The sequence below is a fragment of the Neobacillus sp. YX16 genome, assembly GCF_030123505.1.
Lineage (GTDB): Bacteria > Bacillota > Bacilli > Bacillales > Cytobacillaceae > Neobacillus.
The window spans coordinates 1,209,331-1,236,283 of record NZ_CP126115.1 but is presented as its reverse complement, the minus strand read 5'-3'; the positions used below and the strand labels follow the sequence as shown (position 1 = coordinate 1,236,283).

The following is a 26,953-nucleotide window of genomic DNA, read 5'->3' as shown; positions in this document are numbered from 1 at the left end:
ACAACCTGTTTCCATTTCTAAAATATAAAATGCCTGTCACTCCTCGATAATGTCGAAAATTTACCGACATATTACGGGGAGTGACAGGCACCTATTAATCTTTTGCTACTAATTTTAGCGGAGCTGCAATGATTTTCTCTACCTTTTTACCCTGCAAAACGTCTTTGGCAGCGTCCACAGAAAGCTTACCAATTAACTCTGGCTGTTGAGCAACTGTTGCTTCCATATCTCCTGCTTTAATCGCATTTAGTGCATCGTCATTTCCATCAAATCCAATGACCATAACTTCCTTACCAGAGCTGCTAATTGCCTCAATTGCCCCCAATGCCATTTCATCATTATGAGCAAATACAGCTTTAATATCAGGATTTGCCTGTAGAAGGTTTTCCATTACAGTTAATCCTTTCGTACGATCAAAATCAGCTGCTTGTTTAGCAGTTACATTCAATTTTTGATCTGCTACGTTATGAAACCCCTTACCCCTTTCACGTGTAGCTGATGCCCCAGGAACTCCCTCTAATTCAATAACTTGTGTATTTTCACCTAGCTTTTCAATAACATAATTCGCAGCCATTTCCCCGCCTTTTATATTATCTGAAGCTACTAATGCTTCTACTTTCCCTTTATCTGCTGAACGATCCAAAGTAACTACCGGTATGCCAATATTATTTGCTGATTGAACAGCCGTTGAAATGGCAGCGGAATCAGTTGGATTAATGAGCAGTGCATCCACACCTTGCTGAATTAAATCCTCTACGTCATTCACTTGTTTTGCAGAGTCATTCTGTGCATCTACGATAATGACTTCCATACCCAAGGCTTCTACTTCTTTAACCACTCCATCTCTTAAAGAAACAAAAAATGGGTTATTTAATGTGGAAACAGATAAGCCAATTTTAATATCTTCTAAACTTTCTTTTTTATCCGGTTTTGCCCATCCAGGCGGTTGCATGGAACAAGCACTTAGGAGCAAAAGTATTAGTGATAGATATATAGCTATTAATTTTTTCATCGTGATCTCTCCTTATGCTACTTTTTACGGTCAAGTAATACTGCTATTAATATAACAATCCCCTTAACCACCATTTGATAAAAGGATGATACTCCAAGAAGATTCAAGCCATTATTTAAGGTTCCGATAATTAAAGCACCAATCAATGTACCAAAAATTCTTCCTTTTCCCCCTGATAGGCTTGTCCCGCCTAACACAACGGCTGCAATCGCATCAAGCTCATAGGAAGTACCCGCAGTAGGCTGTGCTGAATTTAAACGAGATGTTAAGATTGCACCGGCCAGCGCTGCAAGCATGCCTGAAAGACTATAAATCATGATTTTTACTTTCGGTACTTTTATCCCTGAAATTAATGCCGCTTTTTCATTTCCACCAATCGCATATGTTTTACGGCCGAATGGAGTTTTATGAAGAATAATGAATAAAACACCAAATGTAAGAATCATCGTAATCGCTGGTACAGGTATTCCTAGAAAATAACCACGGCCAAATAACTGAAACAGATAGTTATCACCAAGACCAGTAATCGGGTTTCCACCAGTATAAACAAGTGTTAGTCCTCTGAAGATTGTCATTGTTGCTAATGTAGCAATAAATGGTGCCATCTTTCCCTTGGTAACGAACAAACCGTTTACCGTTCCCATCAACCCGCCAAGAATACATCCAATTATTATCGCAATAATTGGGTCTATACCAGATACCATCATTCCCGCTGTCAATGCACTGGATAATGCAAGAATAGCCCCGACAGATAAATCAATTCCACCTGTTAAAATAACAAACGTCATACCAAACGCAATAAGTGCATTAATAGCCACTTGCCTTAATAAATTTAATATATTCAAAGGTTCAAGAAAACTCGGATTTAATATTGATACAATCACTACTAATATAATTAAACCAAGTAGTGGTCCTAACTTTTGGGTGACGGCATTCATCATATTTGTCTTACTAGGTTTTGTCACTGCATTAATGGAATTCATCCTACTGACCTCCTGTTGCCAATGTCATAATTTTTTCTTGGGTCGCATCTTCATTCAATAATTGACCACTTATTTTTCCTTCATGAACGACGAGGATTCGATCACTCATTCCAAGGACCTCAGGTAATTCTGAAGATACCATGATGATAGCTACACCCCGATCTGTTAATTCATTCATTAGTTGATAAATTTCTCTCTTTGCTCCAACGTCTACCCCTCTAGTTGGTTCATCTAAGATAAGTAGTTTCGGCCCTATTCCGACCCATTTGGCAATGACCACTTTTTGCTGATTTCCCCCTGATAGCTTTCCAACCGCAATATCTGGGGATTCCGTTTTAACTGTCAAGCGTTTGATTAGCATATTAACAAAGTCTGTCTCACTTTTTTCATTGATGATCCCTTTTGGAGCAAAGCTATATAGGGTTGGCAAAACTATATTATCTCTAATAGAGAAATCTAGTATTAATCCCTCATCTTTGCGATCTTCTGTAATGAAACCGATCCCTGCCTTGACAGCCTGTTCCGGTGATTTAATCGTCACTTTCTTCCCTTTCAACCAAATTTCACCGCCATCAATGCTATCAAGGCCAAAAATAGCTCTCATAATTTCCGTTCTTCCGGCTCCCATCAATCCTGAAACCCCGACTATTTCCCCCGCACGCACAGAAAAATTTACATCTGCAAAATGTCCCTTTTTTGTTAAACCCTTTACTTCAAGAACGGTTTCAGCCGGGTTAGGATTTCGTTTAGGAAATCGGTCGGTTAATTCCCTTCCTACCATTTTCCTGACAACCTCATCAAAATTCGTTTCTGGAATGGCTTTCGTGTCAACGGTTTTCCCATCACGCATTACGGTAATCCTGTCACAGATGGAGAAAATCTCCTCCATCCGATGAGAAATATATACAATCGAAACTCCTGTATTTTTTAATGAAGAAATAACATCAAAAAGTTTGCTGATTTCCCTTTCTGTCAATGCAGCAGTAGGTTCATCCATAATAATCACTTTTGCTTCTGTCATTAAAGCTTTAGCAATCTCAATCATTTGCTGCTCCCCAACAGAACAACTCCCTGCCTCTTTATCTAACGGAATCGATACTGCTAATCTATCAAACTGTTTTTTTGCCAGCGTTTTCATTTCATTTATTTTTAAAAGGCCAAATGAATTCTTTAATTCCTTGCCAATAAATAAGTTTTCTAGAACCGTCATATCAGGCCAAATATTTAGTTCCTGATGAATAAAGGTGATTCCACTTTGCTCCGCTTCTTTTGGGTTCTTAAAATAGGTCTCTTTCCCATCAATTGTGATGACCCCTTTATCTCGGGCATGCAGCCCTGTAAGAACGTTCATCATCGTTGACTTTCCTGCACCATTTTCCCCCATTAGGGCATGTACTTCTCCATCTAATAAATCAAAATCAACACCAGTTAAAACTTGATTGGTTCCAAATGCTTTATTGATGTTTTCCATCGTAATACGCATGCTTATCACCTCATCTATTAAAAAAATACTCCAGATTGTAGAATACAGTTTGCATATGGGGTAATTTCACCCGTACGAATTACTGCTTTAGCTTGTTTTGTTAATTGTTTAAACTCCTCATGGGAAACATGCTCTATTTCCTTATCAGCGAATTTACCTTTTAAATAGTTAGCATGTTCGGGGTTTCTTTCTATTTCAGAGGCAATGATCACTTTCTCGATAACCATATCCTCATCAACGGCATTCACTACATCTATAAATGAAGGCATCCCTGTTTTCACTGCCAGATCGATCTTTTTAACACCATCTGGAATGGGCAAGCCAGCATCTGCTATTACAATATAATCGGTATGACCGAGATCCGCTAAGACCTTTGATATATGGCTGTTTAAAATTCCAAAACGTTTCATTTTTATAAACTCCCTTCTACTTGTTCTCTAGTTGGCATACCACCCTGTGCACCAAATTTTGTTACAGACAATGATGCAGCTCGATTAGCAAAACGAATGCTATCTCTTATGTTTTTGCCCTCAGCTACTGCAACAGCAAATGCCGCATTAAATGTATCGCCTGCACCTGTTGTATCAACGGCATCAACCACATAAGCCGGGACAAGCACCTCATTTTCACCATCATAATAGCGGACTCCGTTTTTACCTTCAGTAACCAATAATTTATTTGGAAACTCTTTTAAAGCATCATGGATATCCTTGCTCTCAAATAGAATTGAAGCTTCCCATTCATTTGGTGTAATATAAGTTGCCTTTTCAATTACCGTTTTACTAATTGGTCTTGCGGGTGCCGGATTTAGTAATAAGGGTACATTATTTGCAAAGCAAATCTCTGTTACATATTCCACTGTTTCCTCAGGAATCTCTTGCTGAATTAGTACAATATCTGATTCACGTATTACATTCAGTGCCTTTTCAACAAAATCAGGTGTAACATAATTATTAGCACCTTTAACAACAATAATGCTGTTATCGCCATCTGCAAGGGTAATATGTGCAGTTCCTGTTTCAGCATATGTAACCGGTTCCACATAGGTTGTAAAAACACTATTAGAAGTAAAATTATTAACTATTTCTTCCCCGAACCCATCTTTACCTACACATCCCACCATATACACTTCAGCACCAAGCCTGGCAGCTGCGACAGCCTGGTTAGCCCCTTTGCCTCCAGGGACTGTCTTAAAGCTCTGCCCAAGAATCGTTTCCCCCTTTTTTGGTCGTTTTGAAGCGGTTACAACCAAATCCATAGAAGAACTCCCAATAATCGTCATCTTAACCATCTTTCTCAACCTTCCTTGTCGTCTGCCTTTCAATAAATGTAACAGGCATTTGAATATTCTTTTGCTCTAACGTTTTTTTATTAATAATTTTCATTAGTAATTTTGCTGCTTCTCTTCCCATATCATAGGCTGGCTGCCTAATTGTAGAAAGTGGCGGGAACAGAAGCTTGCTAAGCGGTATATCATCATATCCAATAATTTGTAAATCATCTGGAATCGATTTTCCTATTCGTAGCGCCTCATGTAATATGGCTGCTGCACTAAGATCATTGCTGGCAATGATCCCATCTGTATCAGGAAAATTCTCAAATAAGGTTTTAGCCACTTTTTCTGCATCGTCAAAACTAAACGATGACGTAATCACGTGAAAGTCCACATTAGCATTACACAGCTCATCAACTGCACCTTTGAATCTGTCTTGCGCTGTCCTTAATTCAATAGGTCCCCTAAGTAAAGCAATTCGCTTACTTCCCCTTTTGATCATTTCTTGTGCAGCCTTTTTCCCCCCATCTAATCCATCAGAATAAACTGAAGGATGACTATTAGTTGTCCGATCAAGAAAAACAACAGGAAAAGATAAGTCTTCGTAAAGACTTGTTTCAGCTTGATTCGTTGCAGAAATAACACCTATTACATTATTTTGTTTAAAAGTCTGTATATATTCTATTTCTTTTTCAGGTTTTTCATCAGCATTTCCAATAATTAAATGGAGTCCTTGCTTTTGCATTTCATCCTCTACCCCACGAGCTAATTCAGGAAAGAAGGGATTTCGAATATCTGGCAACAATAATCCAATTAATCTTGATTTCTTCTTATATAGAGATCTTGCCACTTCATTTGGTTTGTAATTTAATTCTTTAATTGCCTCGTTTACTAGCTTCCTCGTATCTTCATGTGAATAACCTTTATTGTTTAATACTCTTGAAACGGTCGCCACAGATACTCCAGCTTTTTTTGCGACATCACGTATAGTAGCCATCATTTCACCTCTTGTGTGTAACCGGTTACACACATATTAACATATTATTTTTTTGTACGCAACATACTTTACCTAGAAAAAAAGCACCAACATAATTTTATGCAGATGCTCTTTGTTATGGTAACACTTCTTCTTTTAAAATGATCTCTCCATTATCTCCTTTATTAAACAAAGATAATTTCTTCTGTCGCTCTGTATTCCCTTGGAGAAAGGCCAACATACTTTTTAAAGGTACCACTAAAATAATTTGGTGTATTGAAACCTAGTTCTTCGGCGATCCACTCAATCGTATGATTCGTATGACGCAAAAGCCACACTGCACGCTGCAAACGGACAAAGGTGACATATTCAACAAAATTGCGTCCTGTTTCTTGTTTAAATATCCGGCTGAAGTACGGTACACTAAGATTAATTTGATCGGCTACCCGTTTTAACGAAAGATCTTCGATACAATACCGTGCTATATAGTCTGTACATTTCTGAATCTGAACATCCTTTGTAATCTCTTCAAAATTACGCAGTGATGGCCTGTCATACGGCGTAGTTCGCCTAGCCTTGCATGCTTCTCGATAGGAATGATGCAGGAGCAGCGGTTCACGGTAGATGGAGCCTACCCCTATATATAGATAAATTCCATACTCGTTTTCCAATGCTTGAATAGTATCAAGAATCCTGTTCTCCCCTTCTTTCCAGTGTATGAAGGAAACGTACTCGGGAGGAACCTGGATAAACATAAGTAAATGTTTTCGATAGGAAAGAAAAGTAAGCTGATATCCCTGAAAGCGGTTTCTGAAAAATTCTTGAATCTCCCTCGGTTCCCATCCTTCCAGTTCCCTGCTGCCAGTGCGTCGTACAAATCCCTGAATAAAACAGACCACATTTGGCATCGCCTCACCTGGGAGAAAAAAACGAGATTGAAATAATTCCTCTGCAGTTGTTTTATCGCCAGCCAGCAGCCGCCGCAAAAATGCCTCTTGAAATGGCAACGTGTTGCGCTCCGTATTTTGTTCCTGATGAATCTGATAAAATAATTCATCATAATCAATAGAGTTAGAATTCGAAATTGATAGTTCCCTAATAGCCCGTTTCAATGTACGAAGAAATATATGTTTTTTCACGGATTTCACTAGCAAGTACTCAAGCTTGAACTCAATAGCAAGAGGGGAAGTATACAACAAGGATGGGTCTAGTAAGGGAATAATCCTGCATTCTGTATTACGTTTTCGGAATCGGTGAATTTTAACCCAATCATGCCATTTTCTTAATTCGATAACAGCTATATGCTCCCATTTCAATCAAGGGCAGCCGAGTAACAGTCTTCTCTTTATATTTATTAACATCAAATACAACGTAACTCAATGTGCCATTTTCTATTTTGTTTTGCTTTGATTGGAACCAGCTTATCATCGCTTCAAAGTCGTGTTTTCCAGTTTGATCTTTTTACCTAGTTCATTCATTCTTGTTCCCACATAAAAAGACAGCAAAAAATGCTGTCTCTTCTAATCTATTAAAAGCTTCCTGATTGAATGCGGTTAACAATCAGTCAAAACTAATCCTACTACTCCTAGGATCGGTGCACTCAGTACAATAACTCCTGTAATAGGGTCGGTTAAGGATACAGTAACTGTACCAGTATTACTATCAATTACAATATTAAAATCAACAGGTATCGAAATTCCATTAAGGCTTAAAGTTGCGGTACCAGTAATGGTCACAACACCATTGTCACACGTAACACTTGTAATGTTCGCTGCACCAATATTTAAAATAGCAGTAGCTACGGCTGCACTCAATGTTAAATTGAAAAATGAACCGTTTGCTTGACAATTAGGACAAATGCTCAAATTCAGCGCGGCTGAAGCCGTGATAGGGAGAGGGCTAATAATAGGAATAGTAACTGCTATACCAGGAATCGTTACGATACCAGGTAAGGCAATACCACACTCACAAGCAAGTGGAGCTACTCCTCCTCCATCTGTTACAGCGATTAAATCCATAATGTTGTCAAATTTGAACTCTAAAAGCATTTCCTTCTTGATCACGTCACGAAGAGTTCTTCGAACACTAGTATTCACATCAAGAAGGTCCCCTAATGACAACTCAGCAGGAGTAAACGTAACTCCTGTTTCTAATGTGCCTAGAACAAATTGAAGCTTTTCTGCCTCAGCGTTCATGATATGGGCAAGAGCCAATTCTTCCAAAGCAATGGAAGCTAAAAGCAGTGGAACCGTCTGCTCAGTAGTCACAGAAATAAGCGGAGTAATATTGGGAATATTCGGAAAAGCCATTATAATTATCTCCTTTCAAATTTTTAGTTGAACATAGGTCTTAATAGATGTGTTAAAAGCAACATGCCAATAACGTTTTAACCTACTATTCCTTACTATTTTATTCTGCTAATGTTTACATAACTCAACGCTTGTCCCATTGTAATGCGGATTTTTATACTAAAAAGAGCCCTTTTTTAAAAGTCTCTTAAAAAAATCAGTGTTCATAAAAGAAGTATAGAACATACGTATCTTTCATTTTGATAATAGTATCAATTCGGAGAAATATTCTATCAACATTTACCATTAACAGATACTAATCATTAGAAACTCACTAAAAATCAACCTTCTTAACAAAGATTTATCTCCCTTTTCTGATGAAGCAAGAAATAACATTCTAATAGTAAGGCTTCCTCCTCAGGAATCTTCTAATGAAAATATAGGTAAAAGGAACTAAGAATTATGAATAATTCGCTTTTGTAAGGGATATAATTATAATCCTTGTTCTACTTCGCTCTTAATGAAAAAAGAGAATGCCACCACAATTCTCATCTTTAACTTTGCATCTGTTAGTTGAACATGAAAAAAATTTGAGGTTACAAATAACTACTATCCGAATTCATTAATTTAGCATTTGTTTTTAATTAATCATTACAAATAAAAACAGCCAGGCGGTTAATCCTTAACTGTTATAGTGATTTCCCTTAGATTCTTTATTGGTGTAAGGGTTGCTGATCAACCCTTTATTATAAAAGACAAATACCAAACCTATTTAGGTATTTATTGGTATTTTAATAGATTTTGTCCATTATATCTTAATTTCCAATAATAAAAATTACCTGTAATTATAGCCCTAACTCCAAAAAACTGCATTTTCTCTAAGTTGCCAAATTTCATTAATAGTGCATGTAATTCGTCAACTAATAAATAATAATTGTCAGGTAACTCCCTTTTTATTGAATTGCTCATACTCCCTTCTCCCTTTAAAATTTCTATTTATGGAATACGTAAACTTTTATCTGCTTTATCTTGAATATATTATGCCGAGTAGCATTTTATATGAATATACTTTCTCTATTTATTTAATTTAAAACTCCTTTCTAAAATTAAAGGGTATTTATGATGCTTCAAAATCACTAAAGAAGGGCTCTTTATTTCGATCATCGACGGGGCACTAATACCGTGATTGATACCATTACAATCTTTCAGGAACTGAACCACATCCAAACCCCTTGGCGCCCAAGGGGTTTCAGTTTGTCAGATTTATCGTTTATGCACCTTTGATAAATCATGGTTTTCGGCTTCTGAAGACATCTTGAAGCGGCACAAGAGAGTAATCCCCAACACTTGTAGGAACCTCATAAAAAACAAATATCACTACCGATCTCCGCAATCTTTTCGACTACAACAACAACTGCAGCAGCAACAACAATGACAACAAATTTTCTTATGCTTTGGTTTGAAACACTTACGCTTCTTACACTTAATACAATCACAATTGTGCCTAAAAGCATTAAAATCCCAGCTCATTCTCTTGAACCTCCCCTCAATCAAAGATTGTATTATTCTAAGTTTTAGCGAGAAAAATGCTTGTATATCAACCTATTATTATGTAAAAAAATAAACGCCAAACTGGGGGTATTTGTCCTTACCAATACTTGGATACCTGAATTCACTATAATATGCATTCAAATAAGAAAAGAAGGAAAACAACGCACATGAATTTATTCAATGTTTTCTTAGAAAGGGGTAACTCATATTTTTTTCCAATCATCCCTAATATTACATCGACCATTACTGTTAAGGTAGAGCAAACGATTCTCTTGCTTTTAGTCTCTAATTTAAACAATCTCCTAGTACCTGCAGGGGGATCTTTATCTTTCTATTAATTATTTTGCGCATAGTTATGCGATATTAATTAAACAAAAAAAGGTCGCGACAACTTCTCTACCTTTTATTTTGTGCGAATACGTATGACTATGTCATTATCCCTATTACAGATGCGGATTTTTGCAGAGAGCACCTTTTTCATTTCGTCATTTTGATAGAAATTAATCTGGGAATAAAGCAAAACAGATAACCGAATCGTGGATATTAATATTTGAACTATATGATGTGTGGTTACAATAATAATGCACCTGTTATTTTATTATTTCTTGAGAATGTCCACGTTTAAGAAAATTTTGTTGCATAGAAAAGCTCAGATCCATTTAGATCTGAGCTTTTTCCTTCTAATTAATTGGAACAACCTTTTTGCCCGACTTTAAACCTAGTTTCAAAAAATCTCCTCTCCAATTAAGGTTGTCTTAACTTAAAAGCAGTATATGAATCTTAATCGGACCTGTTTAAATGGAGGATTATTTGCTTCTAGGTATTACCTTTAAATTTTGTACTTTGTCCATCAGGACAGAAAAATCTTTATTAGATGCTTCGAAATTTTTTAAAATTTCAGAGACATGTGTTGTTTCAGGTTCTGTTAATGGACGGCCATAACTAGATTCCAGCCAATTTACAAGTGATTTAAATGCTTCTTCAAAACTCATATATTTTCCTCATTTTAACAAAAATTTTATTTTCGATTTTAATAAGCTTGTTGGCTCTCCTTAAGAACCGAAAAAGCTAATGATAACTTGACCATTTCCAAAACCAGCTCCAGCTGAATTATTTTGGTTTGTGCCATTATTTCGAGAGCCGCCGCCGCCGCCGCCGCCGCCGAAACCACCAGGACCTCCATTACCCCCGGCTGCTCCTCCGGCACCTCCAGAATTAATAGCTTGGCCACCTCCTCCATTGCTAGTGCCACCACTAGCAAAAACCCCAGCGCCGCCGCCTCCGGCGCCGAACTGAACAGTGGTACCACCACCACCGCCAGTACCATTTAATCCAACCGTACCACCAGCAGGATTAGCAGGTGTTCCCGGACCTATTGTTGTGATAAATGCAATTGAAGCGTCTGCTCCGTTATTACCTAAACTGAAAAAGTTGCTACCAGCACCGCCGCCTCCGCCTGCAGCAACCAGTAAAGAAGACGCATTTAAATCTCCAGGCACTGTCCCTCTCCATACAAAGGAACCGCCTCCACCGCCTCCACCAAAATCTGTACCACCCATACCCCCAACAAGTACTGCAAGTGATTCTCCAGGTGTGACCCCAAATTCACCCTGCACAGAAGCTCCTAAACCGCCAACTGTATTATTATTTTCCTCATTTCCTCCTTGAGCACCAATCGCCTGGATTCTTGCAGTTGTTGCACCAGTTGGGACTGTAGTTGTTTGAATCTCTCCTGTAAAGGTAAAGGTTTGTTGCTCCAAAAGTACAGGTTCAGATGGTAATGTTCCCATCAAATCAAGTACATTCTCAAATTTAAACTCTAGTAACATTTCCTTTTTAATAACGTCCCTAAGAGTTCTTCGAACACGGGTGTTGACATCAAGCAAATCCTCTATCGAAACCTCCGCAGGTGAAAATGTGACCCCAGTATCATCTAATGTTCCCAAAACAAATTGCAGCTTTTCTGCCTCAGCATTGATGATGTGAGCAAGCGCCAATTCCTCCAATGCAATCGAACTTAAAAGCAATGAAATAGTTTGTCCAGTAGTAACCGATATCAAAGGTGTTATATTCGGAATGTTCGGAAAAGACATTAAATATTTCTCCTTTCTATTAATTTATTTTGCAAATAGTTTTCCGATATTAATGAAACAAAAAGTCGCATAACCTATTTACTCTTCAGTTTAATCTTTATATCTTTCTATGAATGTGCATTTATCCTATTACATATGGTGGATTTTCTAATATACATGAAAAATGAAAAAAGCAAAGTTATCTTCACAGACACTTTGCTAGATTTGCTTTCAAATAGTTTTATTTTGGATTAGTTTCTTCTTTCATATAACAATATCTCATCATACGAAAAATATTTTCTTGAAAATCTTTACTTTGTTTTTCCATGTTGTGTGCAATGTAAGCAAGATGCTCGATCGCATGGCTATAGGTCTCCTTACCAATATAAACAATTGCAGTGTTGTATCTTGCCATAAGTGTTTCTGGGTATATAGCCAAAATATTCAAATAGACGCCTAATGCATCTTCAATAAGTTTTTTTTCATACAACTCATTTGCTCGTTCTAGTTCCTTCTTAATAATATTCTCATCGATTCGTATCAGACTCGTTTTTGACTGAACTAAATGTTTTATCCTGTCTAATACATACCTGGAGCTTTTTTCCCAGGTGAAAGAAGACAAAATATGTTGACTCGCTTTCTGTCCTTTCTCCTTGACTAACGGTTGATTCTCATAAGCCAATCGCATAACATTCTGTAATTCGTTAGGATCGATCGACAGCCACCATGGAAAATCGACCGTATCGAGATTTCCAACTTTTTTGTCTGGTAAAGTATCCTCCTTCGATGGAACAAAGAACGCAGTTTCCTCCGTGCAAAAATCTACGCAAGATCCTTTATCTGGCACAATCACTGGAGTACCACATGCCATCGCCTCTGCAATAGGTAACCCGAATCCCTCTCCTCTATACGGATGAACCAAACAATCACACGCTTTATACAATCCGGCCAGCTCTATTTCGGAAAGCTGCTTATCCATATATACAATACGAGGATGATTCGGGTCAGACATTGCTTCATGGATCATTTTTTCCAGCGTGATTCCTTTGTAAAAAGATTGAGTTCCAGTATCTTTGATGAATAAGAAAACATCATCATCTATAGTAAACTCTTTAAGGTATGCTTGTAGTAAAATATCTATTCCCTTGCGGCCAATTGTCCCGCCGACAAAGAGAAACTTAAATGAAGATGAATCCAATGCTAGAGGCTGGACGTTGGGATGAAATAATTTTTCATTGACGCCAAGTGGAATGACATGGATTTTACTTTCAGGAATCCCTGAGCGGATATAGCTTTCCATATTGTATAAACTGTAAACCCAGATTTCATCTACCCAATACATCATGGGAATATACCACTCTCTCGGGATAGCTCCAAATTCCCAGGGCTGCATACAAACCGAAATCCCATTTTTAAGTTGCGGCCAATGGGGCGGCCACTGATGAGAAATCGTCAAGTCGGGATTAGAAAAAGGGATAAATGACTTTTTTTCACTTTTGATATATGGATCAAGCAACTTTTCTTTTTCAGGTATTTCTTTTCTAAGATTTATATCTCGACTTTGCTGAAGATACTGGCAAATATTTTGATTCACAATCGAAAGACTATGTCCTGCAAATTGAGATCCTATCCAATTGAGTTTCACAATATCATTCTTCAACATAATCCTCCTAAAGTATGAGTGAGTTTGTTAGTTTCCTTCACTCATTATATGGCTTTTGATTATATTAGGTTCCAATTCATCACTTTTATCTTGATTAAAACATACGATGAAGATGAATATTTATTGTCAAAAGGAGGAAATACCATGGATGACCGACGACTGTCGCTATGTATGATAGTAAAGGATGAAGAAAACTTTATTGATGGCTGCCTCAAAAGTGTAAAAGATTATGTGGATGAGATGATTATTGTCGATACTGGCTCCACTGATCGAACGGTTGAAATCTGCAAATCATTCGGTGCTCAGGTCTTTACATTTAAATGGAATGGGAGCTTTTCAGATGCACGTAATTATGGCTTGGAGCGTGCAACAGGGGATTGGATTTTGTGGTTAGATGCCGACGAAGTAGTAGATACTTCTGACGCTAAGAAGCTACGTGAAGCGCTCAAATTTGATGACCTGCTCCTATCTGTTCATTTAATCAATTATTATGGTGACAGCCCTGATCCAAACAAGACATTTGATATTGCCCATACCCGGCTTTTTCAAAATCACAAAGGTTTTAAATTTAATAATAAAATTCACGAGATGCTAAATGCCAATGAAATTATTGCAAAATTTAACGAAGATCCCACCATTAAAACTGTGCCTATTAAGGTATTTCATTACGGATATTTGGATCCTGTCAATAAAGAGAAAAAGAAATCTGAACGTAATATCGGTATGCTAAAAGACGAGCTCAAACAAAAGGACTACAGCCCTTGGATCGAGTACCATATTGCGAGTGAATATTACCGTCTAAAAAACTATAATGAGGCATTTGATTATGTCAATCGTTCCATTATGGGATTTCTGAAACAGCTCAAAACTCCTCCATCTCTTTTATATCGATTAAAGTATTCAATATTGATTAGTTCAGGCAGTATCGAAGGGGCATGGCCTGGTATCGAGAGAGCTGTTACCCTCTATCCTGATTATGTAGATCTCCATTTTTATAAAGGCATTATATTAATGGTTAAAGACTTGTTCAAAGAGGCTTTGGAGGTATTTGATCTCTGCCTTGAAATGGGAGAAGAAAATTTACAGCATCTTACTTTAAAGGGAGTTGGGAGCTTTCAAGCCTTATACTACAAAGGTTGCTGTTTAGAAAAATTAGGGAATATTGAGGAAGCTGCAAAATGTTATGCACGGGCCTCTAGTCTATCATCTACTTTTATCTCGCCAGTAGAAGCTTTGCATAAAATAATGGAAAATCATCACGACGTCTTTACAGCATTACCAGAGGATAATGAGGATAAAGCATTAATTACCAAAATACTATCCATGAGCACAAATAAAAATAAATAATCTCTAAATATATTACATTAGCCCTCTCTAATAGTGAAGTGGAGTATATAATATACTATTCCAACAAGAAAGAGAGGTATTGAAATGTCATTTCCAAATATCCCGAATATTACTCCACTAATTTCGGTAACTACTGAGCAGACAATTCCACTGCTTTTGGCTTCCATTGCTTTGGAGGAATTAGCACTTGCTCACATTATGAATGCTGAAGCAGAAAAGCTTCAATTCGTTCTAGGAACATTAGAAACAGGAGTTACATTTACTCCTGCAGAGGTTTCTTTAGGGGATCTTCTTGATGTCAATGCTAGTGTTCAAAGAACACTTCGTGACGTGATTAAGAAAGAAATGCTGTTAGAGTTCAAGTTTGAAAATATTCTTGACCTAATCGCTATCACTCCTCTTCCTTAAGGAACCCTTCACCCTCAATTCATCCCTTAATATGATGAATTGGGGGTCTTATTTTTATGATGAAGCAAATATAGAAATTATGTACTCTATTAAAAAAGCCCAGGTCTATTGACCTGAACTTTTCTTCTATATTCTTCCTAAATTAGAATACTAAACTATTTATACACAATCAGGAGGGTCGAAGTCAGGACAATTATTAACGATGACATTACCATTTGGAAGGTCTTCGGCTCTAAATTCTTCCGTTCCATTTAAAGTAAGTCTAACTTCATCATCATTCCCGCCACGATCAAATAACTCTAAAACAAATGGAGTGTTCCCTATTCCATTCCTTGTTCCTATACCTGAAATAGTGTATCTCTCCTCAATAATATCACCTTCAGCATCCCTAACAACACAACAAGTACCCAAAGCTCCGGATGAAGTTAAAAAGTATTGATCAGCAACAAATGTAATGGTAGGATTAACATCTGGAAAGTTAAGTTCGAAAAGATCCTGTTGTGTCGGATCACATGGAGCGGCTCCTTCACCTTGGCCGCATATTCTTACTCTTCCGTTACTGGTACCGCTTCTTACCAAATCAGCTTGTTCTGTTTCTACTAATACTCCCCCAACTCTGCGCTCAAAGGTATCATTTGAAGCAACAAAGTCTCCAAGGCATTCACATATTCCTTCTACTTCTTCTTCTTGAGTTTCAGTGATTAAGTCAAGGATGTTTTCAAATTTGAATTCGAGTAGCATTTCCTTCTTGATTACATCACGAAGGGTTCTTTGAACACTAGCATTGACATCAAGAAGATCCCCTAAAGAAACCTCTGCAGGAGTAAATGTAACAGCTGTATCTAATGTTCCAAGAACGAATTGAAGCTTTTCTGCTTCTACGTTCATAATATGAGCTAGGGCTAATTCTTCAAGTGCAATGCTTGTTAAAAGTAACGGAATTGTCTGCTCTGTAGTGATCGATATAAACGGAGTTATATTGGGAAAATTTGGGATAGACAAATTAATTACCTCCTTTCAATCTATATATTGTAAATTATGAAAAACTACTCAAAAAGAAACGACATTTGTCCCAAATCTAATAGCCTTTTTTCCAGTATGCTATCTTCAAGACCCGAGACAAAACAGGGCAAAAGAAAAACAGCCCCTTTCTCAAGAGGCTGCTTTTTACAAGTCTTTTAACCAATAATCATAAATATCTATTAAAGTATCTTCAAGTTTTCTTTTCGGTTGCCATCCTGTTAAGGTGAACAATTTTTCAGGATTTCCTACTAATCTAGGAATATCTGACACTCGTATTCTGCTTGGGTCAACTACTAGATTAATCTTTTTATTTGAAAAACTTATTAATATCTCTACTATATCTTGAATATTGACACCTTGACCCGTACATACATTATAAGCTTCCCCCGCTTTACCGAAACATGCGATATCGTAATAAGCTTCTACGATATCTCTTACATCAGTAAAATCCCTTGCTGATTTTAAATTTCCAATTCGAATGATAGGTTCTTGTGTTCTTCCTTTATTGATTTGAGCTATTTGATAGGCAAAATCAGTCGTTACAAATCCTAATCTTTGGCCAGGTCCAATATGATTAAAAGGCCTGGCATGTGTGGTATTTAATCCATATGATTTATGATACAAATTTACAAGCATACTTACGGCACACTTGCTGATCCCATAAGGGCTGACTGGATTTGTTCTGGTATCCTCACTGACTTTGTCTAAATTGTCCGGAATCCTGCCATATTCCTCAGATGATCCAACAGTCATCACTTTTATTTGGTCATCTACTTTCCTAACAGCTTCCAATAAATGAACCGTTCCAATCACATTTCCATGAATAAAATCAGCTTTATGTTCCCAAGAGTCCTTCACATTACTCAATCCTGCAAGGTGGAAAATGTGCGTAGGCTTGATTGTTTCAATTAACTCCATGATTTCTGATTCAGAAAGTAAATCTACTTTAAAAATATGTTTCTCGCCTCTATTGGATCTTGAGGTCCCATAAACATCAGCTTTATCCTTCAAAAAAAGTTCAAGATATTTCCCGACAAATCCGGTAATCCCCGTTATGAGTGCTTTCATTTCATTCCCCATACTTTTTCAGGTCATGTTCAACCATCATTTTTATTAAATCCTCAAAAGTAACCTTTGGCTCCCATTTCAACTCTTTTTTCGCCTTTTGGGGGTCTCCTAGTAATAAATCTACTTCTGCCGGCCTCATAAATGCAGGATCCTGGATAACATGATCTTCCCATTTCAACCCGACATGATTAAAGGCGATTTCAACAAGTTCACGGACTGTATTCGTTTTTCCTGTAGCTACAACAAAATCGTCCGGCTTTTCCTGCTGAAGCATCAGCCACATCGCTTTTACATAATCACCAGCAAAACCCCAGTCCCGTTTTGCATCAAGATTGCCAAGTCGAAGCTCTGTTTGAAGCCCACATTTAATTCGAGCTACAGCATCTGTTACTTTTCGAGTAACAAATTGTATCCCTCTCCTTGGTGATTCATGGTTGAATAATATCCCCGAACATGCAAATAAATCATAACTTTCACGATAATTAACTGTAATCCAATGACCAAATACCTTAGCTGCACCATAAGGACTCCGTGGATAAAAAGGAGTTGTTTCTTTTTGAGGGGTTTCTACAACCTTTCCATACATTTCGGAGCTTGATGCCTGGTAAAAACGAGCATCCGACTTTACCATCTTCACTGCTTCCAAAATATTTAGAACCCCAAGACCAGTAACCTCAGCTGTATAGACAGGCTGGGGCCATGAATCAGCTACAAATGATTGTGCACCAAGGTTATATACTTCATCAGGTTTAGAAAGCTTTACAGCCTGTATCAATGATGATAGATCAGACAAATCACCGGATATAAACTCTATTTCATTTAGTATATGTTTAATATTTTCATAGTTTTCTGTTGAAGTTCTCCTTTTTAACCCATATATTTTATAGCCTTTATCAAGAAGTAATTCAGCTAAATATGAGCCGTCTTGACCGGTAATACCTGTAATAAGAGCTCTTTTCATGGTGTCCTCCCCTTACTTTTTTGGTGTAAGAATTCCCATTGTATCTTTATGCTGTTACAACTCGCTTCTATTCCCTCTTTCTAGGAAATAAAAAACTTTATATGTAAGGAGCAGGCATTTTTGCTGCCATGGTCCTCCATATAAAGTCCAAGTTTAAAAAAATAATCGTGCTTTCATTTGCTCTGCAATCACTTGAGGAGAGAAATGATTTCTGATATCTTGTTTTGCCTGTAATGAAAGTTCTTCTCTTTTTTTATGATTTTCAAATGCTTCCCGCATCACTTTTCTAACGTTGTCTTCATTTACCTTTGCCCATTTATGCCTATAATAGTGGATAGCTCTTGTGCGCTGCAGTTCAGGGTGTACGAATTCTAGTTCATTTTCTGGTTCTATTAAAAAGCTATTTCGATCGTTCATATATTCTGTGACTCCGCTCCAGTTAATGGATATCGCCGGTTTTCCCATCGCCATTACTTCCATCTGAGGCATCCCCCACCCGCAAGCTCTTTCAGTAGAAACATAGCAGTCACAGCTTGAATACAAACGCAGCAAGTCTTCTCGAGGAGTATTTTCAATCATGAAATGAATATGAGGATTATTTGGCTTATTAGGTATATACGAAGATACTAATTCAAATAGATTCTTTTGGCTGATCCACCCAGGAACGTAGATCTTTAAAATTAGACTAACGTCATCTTCTGCCGTGAATTCGTTACAATAGCTTGGAATGAGCAAATCCAACCCTTTACGGTAATCAAACGCTAATGTGTATATAAATTTATAAGACTTTACTTCAGCAGGAAATGGATATGAATCAAATTGTTTGGTATATTGGCTGCTCTCAATTGGATAATGTACGACATGTACTTTTGAAGGGTCAACACCGGATTCTGTAAATGTTTGGTAATTAAAACGGGTAGGAACCCAAATTTCATCCATATCATTGCAAAAATTTGCCCAATGAAGGGGGATTCGGTTTGTTTCAAATAAGGTAATTCCAATGGTCTTATGAAAGCCTTCTTTCCCTATCCCGATAAATGACTCCGGAGTACCATGAATCACAAGGATGGGATTATCCCCCAATGGCTTTTTCGATTTAAGAAAACTATTTAGCAGTTCAATGTCTTCTTCTCCAATTTCCTTATTAATCTTTGCCGAACTTAATAAGAGTACGGGAAGATCGATATGTTTCAATGCTCTTAAATAATTCCTGCTAACATTACCGTAGCCTCCCATATCACCTATGGGTCCTATCCATAGAATTCCTGAAGGTTGAGTCATACCACCCATCTCCCTTTAATTATATTTTATTAATTGAAGGATTACATTATCGGCCTTCTCTGCAAAATTGAAAACATATCATCGTACCCTCAACAAAACAAATATGATCTCCTTCATTTCTATTGAAAGTATCAATCACTTCTGTTACACCTGGTACAAGATGGTTTCCATAATCGTGCCAGCAAATAATACCGCCTTTTCTTATCACTTTCCGAGCTAATAGAGTATCTAGGAATACACCTTTTTTCGAGTGGTCGCCATCGATAAAAATGAAGTCGGCCTCAGGGAGATCTGATGGTTCCAAATCCCGCGAACCATTATGTTTTACAATTAATTCCACTCTCGGGTCATCCTTGACATATTCCCCAGCTATTTGTGGAACTTCCCCCCTTTGAATAGATAATGTAGTAGTAAAAGAGGGTATGACATCTATACCAATATATTTTTCAATCCATGGGCTATTATCTAAAATACATTTCGCTGTCCCTCCGCGCTGAATTCCAATCTCAATAACAGTTTTAGGATAGAAAGTCCGTGAAAGGGCAATTAATGCCTTTACATCATCAGGAGTGGTGTAAAAAGGTACTTCACCATTAAAGACACCACTGCCAAATATTTTAAAGAAAGTATCCTTATTTAAATTACTCATAATGTCCTCCATAAGATCGTTTATCATTTAATTACTCAAGTATTCCTTCCATTGTTCTTTTATCTTCTGTTTTCCGAATATCTGAATGGCTTTTGCCCTGGCATTTTTACTTATTTCTTTCGCAAGTTGGTCATTGTACAATAATTGATTTAATGAGTCTCGTAGCTCTAAAACACTATCAAATACAAACCCTTCTTTTCCATTTTCAATAATTTCATGAACTTCAAAGGTACGTTGTTTAAGCAATGGATGATTTCCTTGAAATTCTGAAACAGAAACGATTGGAATGCCTGTCATAAAGGCCTCGATAAAACCTAGTGTATAACTTGTAATTCTCGTACCTGTATAAAAAAATGACCGATTTTCCCGCAGTTCTTGTTTCATTTGTTCATATGTCAACATTCCGCCACTTTCCGGTGCATCCTCATTTCCTGGACCAAACAATTTGACTGGTAATCCCCTACAAGCTATATGGAATAAATTATAATTAGAACCAATCCAATTCTTTTTCATGCATTGGCTTATGGTCATAATTTGATTTTTACTCCCTTCCCAGCCGCCATACTCGTCGGGATCTTTGTAAAATCTAATCATGGCATCTTCCCCAATATACTCAGGAATCTGACTTTCTCTAGGTGAATATCTAACTATTTCCATTCCTTGCTCCCGGTATGGACGAAGTTTCCTCTCAACTTCGGGGGAAGATTGACCGATTGACCTCCATATCACCCGTTTATGTTTCATCTTCTCCCAGTTTTTTGTGATGATTGAGGGATCATGCATAACAATAATGACATCCTTATCTTCAATCATTTCAGGATGTAAATTATACTTTGAATAGCGATCTACTAAATCAGCGAAATCTGGATCAATAGGCATTTCATGAAGCGGATGGCGGTAAGAACTTCCTAAATGCGGACGGGCATAGGCCCCATGTGAAAAACATTCGTGCCCTAATTCCGTAAATAACTTCAATTCATCGTATTCCAATACGTCATGAACTGATAAATATAAAATTCTCATGATGTACTCTTCCTTCGGTATTTTTTGGTTAATCATTAGGATTAATATAAATGTATGAATGAAAAACGACTTTTGGTGAAATTTGAAATGAGATCCTTGTGAGGAAATAGAAAATGAATATATTAGTGAGGATTATTATTGAATATTCTTTTTTGTATTTCGGAATCAAATTTTTCAGCTAGTCTTTCCCAGTCCAATTCCTGAACTGCATAATGAAAAGCATTTTTGGCTAAGGTTCCTTGTAGCTTTAAATCTTTTATTAATGAATTTAATTCAGAGCTAAATTCATTTATGTTACAGATTATTGCATGTTTTCCATTTTCTATATTATATCCTCTTGCACCTACTGGAGTTGTTATGGTTGGCAATCGGTTCGCGAAATAATCGGCCATTTTAACATTAGACCCGCTGCCATTTATCATAGGATTTAGAGCAATATCAGCGTTCTCCATTAAAGAAATTTTATTATGATGATCGATTTCGCCCATTAACTTTATATTTGGTCCAATTTTTTTATGAGCAAAAGCATGACATACAGAACCTACAATAATAAAATTCGCTTTTACAAATGGTGCAATCTTTTCAATAATAAAATGAACTGCTTCATTATTAGGGGGATGACCGCTACCTATAAAAATAATACTCGGAATTTTTGTTTTATCTGTGAAATTATATTTTGAAGTTTCTCTAATTTGAACACCGTTGTTTATTGTAATGATGTCTTTTATCTCTTCTTCCTTAAAATATTTTCGCAAATATTGGTGATCACAATCTGATACACTAATCATAAATTGACTTTTTTCACAAGCCAACTCCTCGACTTTCATTACTTGTTTAATCAAAAGATCAAACTTGGGATGGTTTTTCAATATTGTTTTCTTTAATTCCATCTCAGCATTAAAGCTTTCATAGATGACTGGTTTTTCGTTAGAATTTTCCAGTAATAGTGCCATATATGGATGAACTAAAATAACAGCATCAGTAACATCATATAAATTTTGATGAATTAGTTTTAATAAATTATTAGAAATGCACATATAAGAAGATATAATATCAGCAAGACTTACTGGATGCTGATGATGCAAAATAAATTCTTCTACTTTATGTTCATGACTTTTGGGAACGGAAACCTGGAAGAACCCCTCTGAAATCTGTACCTTATTAATTTGATTAGAATGATTAAAACAAAGTAAACAAATTCTGTATTTTTTTGCTAAAGCACTATATAGGTGATTTATTCGAATAGCCCCGCCTGAATTGGGATTACTAGCCTCAAAATCATTTAACAAATAGAGTGTTTGTACTTTATTAGATTCTAACTTTTTTATAGTGTCTTTTACCCTTAATGCAATGGATTCCCAAGAATATTGGCTATTAATATATTTTTGTCCAGACTTAGCAATCTTTTTTAATCCTTTTTTATTTTTCAATTGATTCATCATAATCATTGCAAAGTTCTCTTTATTGGCACCGTAGTAATGAACTCCATCAATTAATTCTAATCCTCTTACTCCTATATCCGTTGATATAAGCGGCAATCCTGCGGATAAATACTCTAATGTTTTTAAATTTGTCCCTGCTCCATGAAACATTGGATTAATTGCAATATCCGCCATTGATAAAAGTTCAAATTTCGTTTCTTCATCCACTAACCCTAACATTTTTACATTGCTCTTTTTTATATGTTGAAAGGATTCAGTACATTTACCAGCTACAATAAAATTTACATTTTCACATTGAGCAGCTAGATGATGAACAATATAATCAACTGCTTCAATATTAGGGGGATGAGCGCTTCCAATGAAAAATGCTGTAGTAGATTCTTCACGGTTTCCTCGGGGAGCCCATTGATTTGGATGAATACCATTTGGCACTAGCAGGATTTTATCTTCATTTATTTGATAACTGGATATAAAGCTTTTCTTTTCATCTAATGAGGTTACAAAAATTAAATCAGAATTTTTTACTAATGTACTTTCCATATTCTCAATATAATGAATAAATTGATTTGCATTTGTTCCTGTTAATGTTTGTTTTAATAACAGAGCTTCATGATTATAACTATTGTAAATCCTTGGTTTATGATCCATTCCAAAAAACAAATCGTACTCTAACATATAGGGAGAATCATGAATAATAATTTCAGCGTTTTTGTAAAGTTCATTATAGGCAGTATGGTATTCATTTGGAAATTTAGCAGATAATCCATTTACAATCCCAGATACTTCGGCACCAACATTTTCTTTAGTTAATTTTAAATGTAATTGTGTATGAATGGCTTCTTTTGGCACCCTGTATTCTCTAAGGGTTTCTGAATGATTAACAACTTCGAATGGAGTATGTTGATGGGTTGGTGATAAGAGGGTAATATCAAAAAATTTACTAAGTTCTTCATAAAAGTAAAAGTATCTCTGCTCTCCTCCGCTTTTCGGAGGAGTGAATGCCGGAAAAAAATTTAACACTAGAATATTGCGCATTTTTTCACCTCATCAAATGCTGCCTTTAGATACAGCATATTATATTCAAGCCTAATAGAAACGATAGTACTATTTCCCATAGTTCATAAAGCAAAGGAAATATTAGATTGACAATACTTTTTAACTAACAAAATGCTGAATTAAAAAATCCTGGTATCTTCGAAAAATGTCCAGGATTTCTAATATGTTTAATAACTTCAATATAAAGTGGGATTACTCACATCCAAGTGATTTCTTCATCTCCCCCCAGGACATAAACAACCTTACAATATCTTCTTCCTCAAGCTCACTCCCCATTTGAACCTCAATAAATTCAATATCCTCAATGGCTTTGATCCCATGTTTTGAACCGACCGGAATGTTTAATACATCACCTGATTTTACATAAAATTTTTCATCATCCAACACAAATTCACCTTCACCTTTAACGATCACCCATACTTCACTTCGTTTGTGATGGTATTGATAGCTGATGTTTTGCCCTGCAAATACACATAAACGTTTTGTAAGTACGTTCATACCATCGGTTGATTCCTTATAATCTAAAACACGGTACCATCCCCAGCGGCGTTCTTCATACATTGGCCGTTTCTTATCATCTTTTACTAACTCTTTAATTTGATGGCTTTTCGATTTGTCTGAGACTAAAATACCATCCGGGCTCGTCGCTACAATCATATTTGAGGCACCAATTACCGTGACAGGCATATTTAATTCGTTAATTAAATGGGTATTTGTGCAAGTATCACTCAAAGTCCCTCGGCCGATGACTGATGATTGTATTTCCTCCGTTAATGTGTTCCACGTGCCTAAGTCCTTCCAATATCCGTTATACGGAACAACCGCAATCTTTTCCGCCTTTTCAACGATTTCGTAATCAAAGCTTATTTTAGGCAGACTTTCGTAAAGCTGAATCATCTCATCATACTTCGTAGGAAGCCCTTTTTCCTTCAATTGCTTAATGATATACCCCAGCCTAAATGCAAAAACACCGCAGTTCCATAATGCTTTTTGTTCAATGAATTGTTCTGCCTGCTCTTCTGTTGGTTTTTCCTTGAACTCCCTAACTGAATGATAGGTTGTTTCTAAATCATGCTCTTTTTCATTATTGTTGAGCATGATATAGCCATATTTCGTTGCTGGATAGGTAGGGGTTACACCGATTAAGGCAATATCCATTCCTGAATGTTTGATAACATCCTCTAAATACGCAACTCTATCAAAAAATTGCTCTTCTACAAACGGATCGACCGGCATGACTGTCATAACTTCATTTAAACTAACACCGATAACAGAATATAAATAAGTCGCCGCTAATATAATCGCAGGAAAAGTATCCCTTTGCTCTGGTTCAATGATCAGCGGTACTTGGTTTCCTATTTGACTGCGAATAATATCCATTTGTGTTTTATTCGTTGATATATATGCTATATCCAGTAATTGCGTTTTTTCCAATTGCCTCCTTATCCTCTGAACCATTGATTCTAACTTCTTTTCAGGACTCGTTAGAACCTTTAAAAATTGCTTTGATCTAGAGTTATTGGAAAGTGGCCACAGACGCTTCCCTGATCCACCAGATAACAATATAAGTTTCATTAATACACCTCAAAACCATAATTTCTTAGGAGATTTAATATCATATGTGGATAGATATTTATTTGTATGGGACATCTGACGAATTATAGATGAATAAAAAGAATTGATTATGAGGGAATTGCTCATAGATATATTTGATTCATTGAGGAATTTCACAGAAAGCATCATTAATTGAATGGGAAGTCCACAAAAATGGGCAATCATTTTAAGAATTATAAGTGTCTTTGCCAAGCCCGAACAAATAGACTAGTACTATGACCTACGAAAAAGAGGTGAACAGATGTCACAGGCCAATATACCCCCTATTAGCCCATTAATTTCAATTTCGATGGACCAGACAATCCTATTACTTTTTGCTTCGATTGCACATGAAGAAATAGCTCTTGCTCACATTATCAACGCCGAAGCCGAGAAGCTTCAATTAGTATTAGGAACATTAGAAAACGGGACTACACTAACTTCTGAAACAGTTACACTTTCCAACCTGCTTGATATCAATGCAAGTGTTACTAAAACTCTTCAGGACGTTATCATGAAGGAAATGTTGCTGCAATTCAAATTTGAAAATGTACTTGAGCTTATCTCAATTAGCCCTCGTCCTTAAACAATTTTCTTGTGTCTAATTAGAGATAATGACTAAGTATTACAGTTGGTATGAGAATTCTAAAACACTTTAGTTCAACGTACCAAAAACTGGTGATTTATCACCAGAACATTATAAAATCCAACATATGTTGGAGGAAAGGAAGAATTACATGAGTATGCCAACTTTGCCATCCCAACCCCATAGGCCATGTTTGTTTCACACAAAAATTGATTTATTAGAATCAATAGCATTAGAAGAAATTGCCCTAGCACATATCTTAAATGCAGAGGCTGAAAAAGTTCAGGCATTTGTCGGTGAGTGTTTTGATTTTCCCACTCATCCAACAAATAAAGAAATATTAGCAATTAATAAGTCAGTTAATCAGCTAATTGAAACAGTGCTAATGAAAGAATGGCTTTTGCTCCGTAAGTTAGAAAATGTATTAGAGATAGAGTGCGATTGTTGTAAGAAGGATCATAAGAAGGATGATAAAAAGGATCATCATATGGATACTATTTGCAGCCCTTTTAAACCATTAGGATCACTTTGAGGGAAAAGAGATGAAAAAAACATTAGATGAAGAATATGTGAATTGTTTTCATTCGATAGTTCAAGAAGAGAAATCGACTAAAAAATGGATGAACACTTATTCATTACTCACACAAGCAATTACGTCTTCTGAAAAATTGGATGATCAAGGCAAGGAAGAATATTGTATATTTTGCTTAATACCTTTTTTAAAGTTAATTATTCAGCTTCAGCAACTTTCTGAGAAAAAAGTAAAATTATGCATAAGGTATATAGATTTAATGCTCAACGAGGATATAGACTATTCAAAAGACAACTCAATTGAAGATGCACTTCGTGGCATTGAAAAAATGACACATAACATTTCTTTAAATGAATGGCATCGTCATGAACTTCGAGAGGCACTTGATACGCTCCTGCATCATACAAAAAATAGAAAAAATTTATGGGACAGAATCGTAGATCAACGCAGCGTATGGAGCAATAGTGTAGATGAAAGCAGTGCAGATGAAAGCAGTGCAGATGAAAGCAGTGCAGATGAAAGCAGCGTTTTGGAAAGCAGTTTAGATGAAAGCAGCGTTTGGGTCAGTGGGAATCAGAGTAATAATAACACTAAACTTATCTGGACCAATCCTCATATATTATAAAAATGCATTCGTTTTAAGTCATTCTAAGAAAAAAAGAGTCTATTAGTACTTCAAAAGA

At 36.5% G+C, this 26,953-nt stretch carries 24 protein-coding genes and 2 pseudogenes; 5 read left to right on the top strand and 21 right to left on the bottom strand.

Annotated elements, in window-relative coordinates:
• Positions 1-94: 94 nt before the first annotated feature.
• The 13 genes and pseudogenes from rbsB to QNH48_RS05965 form a co-directional block, all read right to left on the bottom strand.
• Complete coding sequence (gene rbsB / locus QNH48_RS06025; protein WP_283954192.1) at positions 95-1,012, bottom strand: ribose ABC transporter substrate-binding protein RbsB; 918 nt, start codon at positions 1,010-1,012, stop codon at positions 95-97.
• A 17-nt stretch (positions 1,013-1,029) separates the two neighbouring features.
• On the bottom strand, positions 1,030-1,995 hold the full coding sequence (rbsC, locus tag QNH48_RS06020; RefSeq protein ID WP_481858458.1) for a ribose ABC transporter permease RbsC: 966 nt from the start codon (positions 1,993-1,995) through the stop codon (positions 1,030-1,032).
• 1 nt (position 1,996) lies between these two features.
• Positions 1,997-3,478 carry a sugar ABC transporter ATP-binding protein gene (locus QNH48_RS06015; protein WP_283954191.1) on the bottom strand — a complete coding sequence of 494 codons (1,482 nt, stop codon included), beginning with the start codon at positions 3,476-3,478 and terminating at the stop codon, positions 1,997-1,999.
• Positions 3,479-3,495: 17 nt separating this feature from the next.
• Positions 3,496-3,888 (bottom strand): D-ribose pyranase, encoded by a 393-nt coding sequence (gene rbsD, locus QNH48_RS06010; protein ID WP_283954190.1) that lies wholly within the window; start codon positions 3,886-3,888, stop codon positions 3,496-3,498.
• 2 nt (positions 3,889-3,890) lie between these two features.
• On the bottom strand, positions 3,891-4,769 hold the full coding sequence (gene rbsK / locus QNH48_RS06005; RefSeq protein WP_283954189.1) for a ribokinase: 879 nt from the start codon (positions 4,767-4,769) through the stop codon (positions 3,891-3,893).
• The gene (locus tag QNH48_RS06000) at positions 4,762-5,748 is read right to left on the bottom strand and encodes a LacI family DNA-binding transcriptional regulator (RefSeq protein WP_283955697.1); all 987 of its coding nucleotides are present in this window, start codon (positions 5,746-5,748) and stop codon (positions 4,762-4,764) included. Before QNH48_RS06000 ends, rbsK begins: the two co-directional genes overlap by 8 nt.
• Before the next feature lie 164 nt (positions 5,749-5,912).
• Positions 5,913-7,043, bottom strand: coding sequence for a helix-turn-helix transcriptional regulator (locus tag QNH48_RS05995; protein WP_283954188.1), 1,131 nt, complete (start codon positions 7,041-7,043; stop codon positions 5,913-5,915).
• 687 nt (positions 7,044-7,730) lie between these two features.
• Positions 7,731-8,036: pseudogene (locus QNH48_RS05990) on the bottom strand (alpha-helical endospore appendage domain-containing protein); the annotation flags it as partial.
• 759 nt (positions 8,037-8,795) lie between these two features.
• A complete protein-coding gene (locus QNH48_RS05985) occupies positions 8,796-8,984 on the bottom strand; it encodes a hypothetical protein (protein WP_283954187.1) in 189 nt (62 codons plus the stop codon).
• 389 nt (positions 8,985-9,373) lie between these two features.
• On the bottom strand, positions 9,374-9,529 hold the full coding sequence (locus QNH48_RS05980) for a hypothetical protein (RefSeq protein ID WP_283954186.1): 156 nt from the start codon (positions 9,527-9,529) through the stop codon (positions 9,374-9,376).
• Between the two features lie 843 nt (positions 9,530-10,372).
• Positions 10,373-10,558, bottom strand: coding sequence for a hypothetical protein (locus QNH48_RS05975; protein WP_283954185.1), 186 nt, complete (start codon positions 10,556-10,558; stop codon positions 10,373-10,375).
• Positions 10,559-10,618: 60 nt separating this feature from the next.
• On the bottom strand, positions 10,619-11,659 hold the full coding sequence (locus tag QNH48_RS05970) for an alpha-helical endospore appendage domain-containing protein (RefSeq protein ID WP_283954184.1): 1,041 nt from the start codon (positions 11,657-11,659) through the stop codon (positions 10,619-10,621).
• 220 nt (positions 11,660-11,879) lie between these two features.
• Positions 11,880-13,301, bottom strand: coding sequence for a glycosyltransferase (locus QNH48_RS05965; protein WP_283954183.1), 1,422 nt, complete (start codon positions 13,299-13,301; stop codon positions 11,880-11,882).
• A gap of 48 nt (positions 13,302-13,349) precedes the next feature.
• Here QNH48_RS05965 and QNH48_RS05960 point away from each other — a divergent pair, with 48 nt between their 5' ends.
• On the top strand, positions 13,350-14,648 hold the full coding sequence (locus QNH48_RS05960; RefSeq protein WP_283954182.1) for a glycosyltransferase: 1,299 nt from the start codon (positions 13,350-13,352) through the stop codon (positions 14,646-14,648).
• 84 nt (positions 14,649-14,732) lie between these two features.
• Complete coding sequence (locus tag QNH48_RS05955) at positions 14,733-15,056, top strand: alpha-helical endospore appendage domain-containing protein (protein WP_283954181.1); 324 nt, start codon at positions 14,733-14,735, stop codon at positions 15,054-15,056.
• Positions 15,057-15,746: 690 nt separating this feature from the next.
• Here QNH48_RS05955 and QNH48_RS05950 read toward each other — a convergent pair.
• The 8 genes and pseudogenes from QNH48_RS05950 to QNH48_RS05915 all read right to left on the bottom strand — a co-directional run.
• Positions 15,747-16,058 (bottom strand): annotated as a pseudogene (locus tag QNH48_RS05950) (alpha-helical endospore appendage domain-containing protein); the annotation flags it as partial.
• Positions 16,059-16,223: 165 nt separating this feature from the next.
• Positions 16,224-17,159 carry a GDP-mannose 4,6-dehydratase gene (locus tag QNH48_RS05945; RefSeq protein WP_283954180.1) on the bottom strand — a complete coding sequence of 312 codons (936 nt, stop codon included), beginning with the start codon at positions 17,157-17,159 and terminating at the stop codon, positions 16,224-16,226.
• Positions 17,149-18,108, bottom strand: a complete 960-nt coding sequence (gene gmd / locus QNH48_RS05940; RefSeq protein WP_283954179.1) for a GDP-mannose 4,6-dehydratase — start codon at positions 18,106-18,108, stop codon at positions 17,149-17,151. The genes QNH48_RS05945 and gmd overlap by 11 nt, the downstream gene beginning before the upstream one ends.
• Positions 18,109-18,261: 153 nt before the next feature.
• Positions 18,262-19,389 (bottom strand): glycosyltransferase, encoded by a 1,128-nt coding sequence (locus tag QNH48_RS05935; protein ID WP_283954178.1) that lies wholly within the window; start codon positions 19,387-19,389, stop codon positions 18,262-18,264.
• Between the two features lie 46 nt (positions 19,390-19,435).
• Positions 19,436-20,038 (bottom strand): class I SAM-dependent methyltransferase, encoded by a 603-nt coding sequence (locus QNH48_RS05930; RefSeq protein ID WP_283954177.1) that lies wholly within the window; start codon positions 20,036-20,038, stop codon positions 19,436-19,438.
• A gap of 27 nt (positions 20,039-20,065) precedes the next feature.
• Positions 20,066-21,061 (bottom strand): glycosyltransferase, encoded by a 996-nt coding sequence (locus QNH48_RS05925; protein WP_283954176.1) that lies wholly within the window; start codon positions 21,059-21,061, stop codon positions 20,066-20,068.
• 122 nt (positions 21,062-21,183) lie between these two features.
• Positions 21,184-23,538, bottom strand: coding sequence for a glycosyltransferase family 4 protein (locus QNH48_RS05920; protein ID WP_283954175.1), 2,355 nt, complete (start codon positions 23,536-23,538; stop codon positions 21,184-21,186).
• A 213-nt stretch (positions 23,539-23,751) separates the two neighbouring features.
• Entirely contained in the window at positions 23,752-25,134 is a 1,383-nt protein-coding gene (locus QNH48_RS05915) for a sugar phosphate nucleotidyltransferase (RefSeq protein WP_283954174.1), read from the bottom strand.
• A gap of 280 nt (positions 25,135-25,414) precedes the next feature.
• On the opposite strand from QNH48_RS05915, the gene QNH48_RS05910 reads away from it, so the two are divergent.
• The 3 genes from QNH48_RS05910 (at position 25,415) to QNH48_RS05900 (ending at position 26,895) form a co-directional block, all read left to right on the top strand.
• Complete coding sequence (locus QNH48_RS05910; RefSeq protein ID WP_283954173.1) at positions 25,415-25,738, top strand: alpha-helical endospore appendage domain-containing protein; 324 nt, start codon at positions 25,415-25,417, stop codon at positions 25,736-25,738.
• Between the two features lie 151 nt (positions 25,739-25,889).
• A complete protein-coding gene (locus QNH48_RS05905; RefSeq protein WP_283954172.1) occupies positions 25,890-26,270 on the top strand; it encodes an alpha-helical endospore appendage domain-containing protein in 381 nt (126 codons plus the stop codon).
• 10 nt (positions 26,271-26,280) lie between these two features.
• A complete protein-coding gene (locus QNH48_RS05900) occupies positions 26,281-26,895 on the top strand; it encodes a hypothetical protein (RefSeq protein WP_283954171.1) in 615 nt (204 codons plus the stop codon).
• Positions 26,896-26,953: the final 58 nt, after the last annotated feature.

Excerpts from the sequence above, each read along its gene's own strand:
- rbsB (WP_283954192.1), bottom strand. The coding sequence starts at position 1,012 with ATGAAAAAATTAATAGCTATATATCTATCACTAATACTTTTGCTCCTA.
- rbsC (WP_481858458.1), bottom strand. The coding sequence starts at position 1,995 with ATGAATTCCATTAATGCAGTGACAAAACCTAGTAAGACAAATATGATG.
- QNH48_RS06015 (WP_283954191.1), bottom strand. The coding sequence starts at position 3,478 with ATGCGTATTACGATGGAAAACATCAATAAAGCATTTGGAACCAATCAA.
- rbsD (WP_283954190.1), bottom strand. The coding sequence starts at position 3,888 with ATGAAACGTTTTGGAATTTTAAACAGCCATATATCAAAGGTCTTAGCG.
- rbsK (WP_283954189.1), bottom strand. The coding sequence starts at position 4,769 with ATGGTTAAGATGACGATTATTGGGAGTTCTTCTATGGATTTGGTTGTA.
- QNH48_RS06000 (WP_283955697.1), bottom strand. The coding sequence starts at position 5,748 with ATGGCTACTATACGTGATGTCGCAAAAAAAGCTGGAGTATCTGTGGCG.
- QNH48_RS05985 (WP_283954187.1), bottom strand. The coding sequence starts at position 8,984 with ATGAGCAATTCAATAAAAAGGGAGTTACCTGACAATTATTATTTATTA.
- QNH48_RS05980 (WP_283954186.1), bottom strand. The coding sequence starts at position 9,529 with ATGCTTTTAGGCACAATTGTGATTGTATTAAGTGTAAGAAGCGTAAGT.
- QNH48_RS05975 (WP_283954185.1), bottom strand. The coding sequence starts at position 10,558 with ATGAGTTTTGAAGAAGCATTTAAATCACTTGTAAATTGGCTGGAATCT.
- QNH48_RS05970 (WP_283954184.1), bottom strand. The coding sequence starts at position 11,659 with ATGTCTTTTCCGAACATTCCGAATATAACACCTTTGATATCGGTTACT.
- QNH48_RS05965 (WP_283954183.1), bottom strand. The coding sequence starts at position 13,301 with ATGTTGAAGAATGATATTGTGAAACTCAATTGGATAGGATCTCAATTT.
- QNH48_RS05960 (WP_283954182.1), top strand. The coding sequence starts at position 13,350 with ATGGCTTTTGATTATATTAGGTTCCAATTCATCACTTTTATCTTGATT.
- QNH48_RS05955 (WP_283954181.1), top strand. The coding sequence starts at position 14,733 with ATGTCATTTCCAAATATCCCGAATATTACTCCACTAATTTCGGTAACT.
- QNH48_RS05945 (WP_283954180.1), bottom strand. The coding sequence starts at position 17,159 with ATGGGGAATGAAATGAAAGCACTCATAACGGGGATTACCGGATTTGTC.
- gmd (WP_283954179.1), bottom strand. The coding sequence starts at position 18,108 with ATGAAAAGAGCTCTTATTACAGGTATTACCGGTCAAGACGGCTCATAT.
- QNH48_RS05935 (WP_283954178.1), bottom strand. The coding sequence starts at position 19,389 with ATGACTCAACCTTCAGGAATTCTATGGATAGGACCCATAGGTGATATG.
- QNH48_RS05930 (WP_283954177.1), bottom strand. The coding sequence starts at position 20,038 with ATGAGTAATTTAAATAAGGATACTTTCTTTAAAATATTTGGCAGTGGT.
- QNH48_RS05925 (WP_283954176.1), bottom strand. The coding sequence starts at position 21,061 with ATGAGAATTTTATATTTATCAGTTCATGACGTATTGGAATACGATGAA.
- QNH48_RS05920 (WP_283954175.1), bottom strand. The coding sequence starts at position 23,538 with ATGCGCAATATTCTAGTGTTAAATTTTTTTCCGGCATTCACTCCTCCG.
- QNH48_RS05915 (WP_283954174.1), bottom strand. The coding sequence starts at position 25,134 with ATGAAACTTATATTGTTATCTGGTGGATCAGGGAAGCGTCTGTGGCCA.
- QNH48_RS05910 (WP_283954173.1), top strand. The coding sequence starts at position 25,415 with ATGTCACAGGCCAATATACCCCCTATTAGCCCATTAATTTCAATTTCG.
- QNH48_RS05905 (WP_283954172.1), top strand. The coding sequence starts at position 25,890 with ATGAGTATGCCAACTTTGCCATCCCAACCCCATAGGCCATGTTTGTTT.
- QNH48_RS05900 (WP_283954171.1), top strand. The coding sequence starts at position 26,281 with ATGAAAAAAACATTAGATGAAGAATATGTGAATTGTTTTCATTCGATA.